The following is a 3,906-nucleotide window of genomic DNA, read 5'->3' as shown; positions in this document are numbered from 1 at the left end:
TAGCTTCATGAATTTATTGTACGTTACCTACTATCCGAAGAGCGATGCAACAAAGCCCACTGGGATCCAGAAAACTTAACTTTAAATAAGTGGCTGCATAATAAACTACACATTAAACCTAAAGTGCATTATATCACCATCTTGCACGATGTAATCTCTGCCTTCAAAGCGAATTTTTCCTGCGTCTTTGCAAGCTGATTCACTTCCATACCTTATGTAGTCTGCAAAGCTTATTGTCTCTGCTTTTATAAAGCCTTTCTCAAAATCAGTGTGGATTACACCTGCTGCTTTATCGGCTGTTGACCCTATTTTTACTGGCCATGCCCGTGCTTCTTTGGGGCCCACAGTAAAGAAAGTTATCATACTCAGCACTTCATACATAATACGCGCTACTCCATCAAGGCCTGATTCTTGTAAGCCAAATTCTGATAAAAAACTCTGTTTTTCCTCTTCACTATCAAGATTTGCAATATCTGCTTCGAGTTTTGCTGAAATGCAATAAAATTTGCTTTTATTTTCCTCTGCCATTCTCTCTACCTTTTTAGATAATTCATTGCCAGTTATAACATTTGTATCTTCAACATTGCAAACGTACATAACGGGCTTTGTTGTCAGCAATTGAAGCAACTTCATCTCATCTTCATTGATATTCTCCAAACTTCTTGCAGGTTTACCTAATTTTAAAGTAGCTAATACCTCTTGCATTAATTCAAGTTGTCTCTTTAGCTCTTTATCACCTTGCTTTGCTTTCTTTTCCAATTGAGGAAGCCTTTTTTCTATGCTATCAATATCAGCTAGGATTAATTCCATTTCTACCACTTCAGCATCTGATATTGGATCTATTTTACTGTGTATATGGCTGATATCGTCATCCGTAAAGCACCTGAGCAGATGAACGATGGCATCAACTTCTCTGATATGGCTTAAAAATTTATTGCCGAGCCCTTCGCCTTTACTCGCACCCTTTACCAGACCTGCAATATCTACAACTTCTAATTGGTTGTAGATTACCTTCTCTGAGCCTGCAATTGCTGCGATTTGTTTCAAACGTTGATCTTTTATCGAAATCTTGCCTATATTTGGCTCGATTGTGCAGAAAGGATAGTTCGCAGCTTCGGCTGCACTTGACTCTGTAAGTGCATTAAATAAGGTTGATTTTCCTATATTTGGTAACCCAACTATACCGCAGTTAAAGCTCATATCTGCTATGTAAAATTATAACTATTGCATAATTTAAAAATTTCTGCTATACTTAATTAGTTGCTTATTGACAGTTTTGTTGGTATAGTAATATATAGCTTAAATTAAGGTAAAAATTATGACTGAATCTAGGAAACGGAAATTGCCAACTAATAGCCAAGTAGTTAAATATAATACTACAGGTGATGGCAATTGCTTTTTCCATGCTGTGTTTGGAGAGAAAAAAGGTAATTCTGATCCATATAGAGCTGAAAGAGCGCAAGATATGAGAATGGAATGGCACAAATTTTTAAGTCAATTTACATCTTTAGATGATGTAAGTATGCCAGATCCTTTAAGAGCTCAGCTAGAAAAGGTTTTTGATGCGTTTTTAAACACACCAAGAGATTTAACCGGTAAGTCCAAGAAAATGAAAGGATTAGCTGAACGAACAAATAAGAAAATCGAGGAAGCTGACAGTAAGACTCGGGAATTAAAAGAAGAAATTGTAAAAAACTTTCGTGATGATGGTGACTTCAGAAAAGTAATATATCCAGTAATAGAAAGAGCTATTAATGAGCGTAATGAGCGTAATATCGACTCTCCGAGAGACCAAAAAACTTTGCTCAGTGTTGAAAACTTGCTTAAAGAAGAAAATAAGGAGAGGTTATATGATGATATCACAGAAGATCTTGAGTCTTGTGCATTAATATTGAATCCTAACTTCAGTGAAAAGGAGTATGGTGATACATATGACCCTAAAGTTATAAAAGATTCATTTTTTAACGATGAAGTTCTCTATAAAGCCTATCTAGAAGCAATAGAAAGTAAAAGTTATTTTCCTTTCGTTGAAGAAGTTCAGATATTAGCTTCTTTAGCTAATATTGAAATTAATGTCCATTGTGAAGTTAGTGGTAGAGAGAAGCAACAAAAGTTTGAGCCAGATCCACAAATGATAAATAATGATGATCAGTTAAATCAGGTATTTAATCGTGAAAGTTATAAATTAAATGATGAGCTATGGGGTAGTAAAGAGCGAGAAACAATATATCTTGGAGGGAATCATTACTCTAGAGCTGAAATTGTAACTCAAGAATTAATAAGACAGCAGCAAGAACAAGAAGATTTCCTATTAGCAAAAAAACTGCAGCTAGACGAGATCTTAGAATATTGTAACCTTTCAAAGGATATCCCTGAGAGGGCAGAGGTTGAAAAGGGATTTGATAAGTTATTGGCAGAAAATGCTGATGGAAAAATTGGTGATGTTGTAGGGCAGTGCGTTAGTGATATAAAGCAGCGCATAGAGCGCTCTGAGAAGCAAAACCCTTCAAGCTCACCAAGGTGTAGTATGGAGGAATCAAGAACAGAAAAAACATTTCATCAACAACAAATATCACAATTGGAAGTGTAAAATAAATCTTCATAGCTCTGTATATTTTTATATAGGGCTTTTGCAAGCATTTCATATAATATGAACTTGCAGTGCGTACTAACCTAAATGCAAATTGGCCATGAGACTAGTTTGATTATTGATGCCATAGAGGGATTTGGTGGTGAGGCTAGGCTTGTCGGCGGGTGTGTGAGAGACTCAATTTTGCAGCGTGATGTCCACGACATCGATTTAGCTACTAATTTGCTTCCCAATCAAACGATTAAAGCGCTAAAACTCCGTAATATAAAAACTATTCCAACTGGCTTAAAACATGGAACTATCACTGCGGTTCTAAATCAGAGGTCTTTTGAAATTACGACACTAAGGCATGATGTAAAATGTGATGGTAGGCATGCAAAAGTAGAATTTACTAATAATTGGCAAGCTGATGCTTCAAGGCGTGACTTTACATTTAACGCTCTATACGCAGATAAGCGTGGCCATATATATGACTACTTTTGTGGTATAGAGGACTTAAAAGCGCGAAGGTTAAACTTTATAGGCAACGCTGAAGATAGAATTAAAGAAGACTATCTACGTATTTTAAGAGCATTTCGTTTTCATGCAAAAATATGTGTCGGAGATTTGAGTGATGAAATACTAAACGTATGCAAAAAGCATTCGCATATGATCCAAAACCTCTCTGGAGAGAGAATAAGAGATGAAATACTTAAATTGCTGAAGTGCAATGATCCTTTTCCAACACTTAAGAGCATGCAAGAATCTGATGTTTTGCAAAAGATTATCCCAAAAGAAGTAAAATGCGAAATTCTGTCTTCGTCACTTCTTTTCGGCACTGATGCGCTAGTAAAATTAGCGTTACTCCTTAGGACTACTAAAAAAAATGACAGGCTAAGTCTTGGAGAATATATAATCATGTTTCTACGTCTTTCAAACAAGCAAAAGAAAAAGCTGCTATTTTTACTATCCAACGATATCAAAACAGAACTCTCAGAAAAAGAGCAAAAAAAATACATATCTTTATTTGGTAGAGAATTATATTGTGATTTAGTGAAAATTTGTGGTGTTGAGTCTGGAGAAAATGTTGATGAATACATTTCATTTGCTAACACATTCAATATTCCAAAATTTCCTTTATCTGGCGATGATTTAATAAGTATAGGTCACCAGCCAGGAAAAAGTTTAGGTAGAAACTTGGAATTGCTAAAACAACATTGGGAAGATAGCTTCTACACTTTAACAAAAGAGGAGCTGGTGCTTTATGCTAAGAACCTGTTAAGGATCTCGAAAATATGAGGTAAGATAAGCATAGTTAAGAAAGAGGTATATCTATG

3 protein-coding genes are annotated in these 3,906 nt (G+C 35.5%); 2 read left to right on the top strand and 1 reads right to left on the bottom strand.

Translation table 11 applies throughout. The features are described from left to right. Positions 1-105: 105 nt before the first annotated feature. Positions 106-1,200, bottom strand: a complete 1,095-nt coding sequence (gene ychF, locus OZD61_RS01290; RefSeq protein ID WP_274979562.1) for a redox-regulated ATPase YchF — start codon at positions 1,198-1,200, stop codon at positions 106-108. A 118-nt stretch (positions 1,201-1,318) separates the two neighbouring features. On the opposite strand from ychF, the gene OZD61_RS01285 reads away from it, so the two are divergent. Further along, a complete protein-coding gene (locus tag OZD61_RS01285) occupies positions 1,319-2,590 on the top strand; it encodes a hypothetical protein (protein ID WP_274979561.1) in 1,272 nt (423 codons plus the stop codon). An 87-nt stretch (positions 2,591-2,677) separates the two neighbouring features. After that, the gene (locus OZD61_RS01280; RefSeq protein ID WP_274979560.1) at positions 2,678-3,868 is read left to right on the top strand and encodes a CCA tRNA nucleotidyltransferase; all 1,191 of its coding nucleotides are present in this window, start codon (positions 2,678-2,680) and stop codon (positions 3,866-3,868) included. The last annotated feature ends 38 nt before the right edge of the window (positions 3,869-3,906 follow it).

It is taken from the genome of Wolbachia endosymbiont of Drosophila bocki (assembly GCF_028982005.1).
In the GTDB taxonomy this organism is placed as follows: Bacteria; Pseudomonadota; Alphaproteobacteria; order Rickettsiales; family Anaplasmataceae; genus Wolbachia; species Wolbachia pipientis.
This window is presented reverse-complemented; position numbering and strand designations above follow the sequence as displayed.